Raw genomic sequence first — 2,917 nt, forward strand, 5'->3', positions numbered from 1 at the left:
TTGCCACAAAGAGACAGATACTCATTCATTCTTTATTGTGGCAAAGCAATTTCTGATCTACTCCTTGCTGGGTCTGGTGCTCCTTCCGTGGTTGAGTGGCTGCGCCGGGACGAAGACCCTGAGCGGCGCCGGGGCGACTTTCCCTGCCCCCTTCTACATCGAGGTGGCGAAGCAGTATGGCGACGCGGAGGGCATCCATGTCAGCTACGGCGGTGTCGGCAGTGGTGCCGGTCAACGAAATCTGGCCGAGACGACGGTGGACTTCGGCGGTACGGACGAGTTCCTCTCCGACGAGAAGATCGCCAAGGCGATGCCTATGCCGATCATCCATATCCCCACCTGCATCGGCGGTATCGTCATCGCCTACAACCTTGAGGGCATCGAGGAACTTCGGCTCACGCCCGAGGTGATCTCGGGGATCTACACCGGGCGGATCACGGAGTGGAACGACCCGGCGATCCGGGAGCTCAATCCCGACGTCACCCTGCCCGACCAGAGAGTGATACCGATCTACCGTACGGACGGGAGTGGTACCACTTTCGTCTTCTCGAGCTACATGAGCAAGGTCGACTCGGTGTGGCGCGAGGAGCTGGGCGCTGCCAAGACGCTGGACATCAAGGTGGGCAATGCCGCCAAGGGCAATCCCGGTGTCGCCGGCGTGATCTCCTCCACCCCCGGTGCGATCGGCTACATCGGCTCGGAGTACTCCATGGCTCTCGGCATCCCCGCAGCAGCGATCCGCAACCGCTCGGGGCACTTCATCGCCCCCACGATGGAGAGCATCTCGCTGTCGGCCAACCTGAGCGACTTCCCCGACGACACACGGGTGATGATCGCCGACAGTCCCGACCCTGACGCCTACCCCATCAGCACGATGACCTGGCTCATCGTCTACAAGGAGCAGAGTTACGGCCACCGAAGCCTCGAGAGTGCCCGGCTGCTGCAGGACTTCCTCTACTACATCGTTGGCGAGGAGACACACGAGGCGGCACGCAAGACCCACTACGCCTCCCTCCCGCCCCTTGCCCTCGAGAAGGCGAGAGCCGTCATCGCCTCCATGACCTACCAGGGTAAGCCCCTTAGCGAACCATGAAAAAAGACCGTTTCTTCAACGCCCTGCTGACGATCGTCGGCATTGGATTCATCCTCCTGACTGCCGCGATCATCTACACGCTCGCCTCGATGAGCGGTCCTGCGGTGAGCCACTTCGGCTTCTTCGACTTCCTCTCCGGCAGCGAGTGGAGCGATAAGACGCAGAACTACGGAGCCTGGCCCTTCATCGTCGGCACGCTGGAGACCTCGCTTCTGGCACTGCTGCTCTGTGTCCCCTTCTCTCTCGCCGTGGCGCTCTTCTCGGGCGAGTACTTTAGGGGAAAGAAGATCGCTGCCGTCGTCAGCGCTGTCGTGGATATGCTGGCGGGGATTCCCTCGATCGTCTATGGTCTCTGGGGCTTCTACACAATCCGTCACCTGATGATCGTCTGGGGCTGGAGCGAGCAGGGCTTCGGCGTCATCCTCGCATCGATCGTCCTCGCGATTATGATCATACCCTACGCCTCGTCGCTCTCGAGCGAATTCATCTCCATGGTGCCGGGAGAGCTGAAGGAGGCCGCTTACGGTCTCGGCGCAACCCGCTTCGAGGTGATCAGGAGCGTCTCCCTCCCCGGAGCCGCGTCGGGCATCTTTGCCGCCTACACTCTCGCCTTCGGCCGCGCCCTCGGTGAGACGATGGCGGTGACCATGCTGATCGGGAATACGAGCAACATCCCCTTCACCATGAGTGAGAGCGGCGACCTGGTCGAGACTGGCAATACAATGGCGTCAGTGATTGCCAACCAATTTGGCGAAGCGACGGGGCTCAAGCTCAGTGCTCTCTTCGCCATCGGCCTGATCCTCTTCCTCATCACGGCGCTGATCAATTGCGTCGCCAAGATCATCATCTCCAGACTTAAGCCATGAGTAACAACAACTCCCTCGAGACTTACTCCCTAAGACCGACGCACCAGCAGCGCCGCCGTGTCACCAGCAGGGTCGTCTTCGCTCTCGTCTGTATTCTCAGTCTCGCCACGGCAATCCCGCTCTTGGCAATCCTGATCGAACTGATCACCAAGGGCTGGCATCAGCTCAATCTCGACTTCTTTACCCGCGTCGTCCCCTCGTCCATCGAGGCGATGCTGGCCAAGCAGAGCGGTCAGCCGATCCCGGGCGGTATCCTCAATGGCATCGTCGGCACCCTCATCATGGTGGGTCTTGCGTCGCTCATCTCGATCCCCTTCGGTCTGCTCGGCGGCATCTACCTCCACATCAATAGAGGAAAGAAGATAGCGGTCCTCATCCGAACCCTCGCCGACATCCTCCAGGGCGTGCCGTCGATCATCTGCGGCATCCTTGTCTACATGTGGGTGGTGCGCGCCATGCACAGCTACAGCGCCGTCGCCGGAGCGGTCGCCCTCGCACTGATGATGATCCCGATGATCACCCGTAGCACTGAGGAGGCGCTCAATATGCTCCCCGGCTCACTCCTCGAGTCGGGTCTAGCCCTCGGCAGCTCCTATACCTCCGTCATGCTCCACGTGCTGCTCCCCTCCGCCATCGGAGCGATCATCACCGGGATCCTCCTCTCCATCTCCCGCGTGATGGGGGAGACGGCACCGCTGATGGTCACCGCCCTCGGCGCCACGTATGTCAATCTCGACGTCACCAGCCCCACCTCCGCCGTGAGCCTTCTGATCTGGGAGTTTTACAACGATCCCAACCTCGTCGACCTGATCTGGTCTACCGCCCTCTTCCTCCTGATCCTCATCTTGACTCTCAATCTCGCTGCCAAGACCATTGCTGCAAAGCGAGGCGTCAAGAGATAATCGAATAAATCTTAGATTTGTATGTCCACTACCACCAATAGCTCCACGAAGGTCAT

3 protein-coding genes are annotated in these 2,917 nt (G+C 60.3%); all 3 read left to right on the forward strand.

What is annotated here, in order from left to right; genetic code table 11:
• Positions 1-37: 37 nt before the first annotated feature.
• Genes pstS through pstA form a run of 3 tightly spaced genes read left to right on the forward strand, consistent with a single transcriptional unit; the run spans position 38 to position 2,861 of the window.
• Complete coding sequence (gene pstS, locus Q0F21_RS06860) at positions 38-1,093, forward strand: phosphate ABC transporter substrate-binding protein PstS (protein ID WP_297238564.1); 1,056 nt, start codon at positions 38-40, stop codon at positions 1,091-1,093.
• The gene (gene pstC / locus Q0F21_RS06865) at positions 1,090-1,959 is read left to right on the forward strand and encodes a phosphate ABC transporter permease subunit PstC (RefSeq protein WP_297238566.1); all 870 of its coding nucleotides are present in this window, start codon (positions 1,090-1,092) and stop codon (positions 1,957-1,959) included. Before pstS ends, pstC begins: the two co-directional genes overlap by 4 nt.
• The gene (pstA, locus tag Q0F21_RS06870; protein WP_297238568.1) at positions 1,956-2,861 is read left to right on the forward strand and encodes a phosphate ABC transporter permease PstA; all 906 of its coding nucleotides are present in this window, start codon (positions 1,956-1,958) and stop codon (positions 2,859-2,861) included. Before pstC ends, pstA begins: the two co-directional genes overlap by 4 nt.
• Positions 2,862-2,917 lie beyond the last annotated feature (56 nt).

It is taken from the genome of uncultured Porphyromonas sp. (assembly GCF_934359325.1).
GTDB lineage: Bacteria > Bacteroidota > Bacteroidia > Bacteroidales > Porphyromonadaceae > Porphyromonas_A.

Coding starts and splice junctions, on each gene's coding strand:
- pstC (WP_297238566.1), top strand. CDS start 1,090: ATGAAAAAAGACCGTTTCTTCAACGCCCTGCTGACGATCGTCGGCATT.
- pstA (WP_297238568.1), top strand. CDS start 1,956: ATGAGTAACAACAACTCCCTCGAGACTTACTCCCTAAGACCGACGCAC.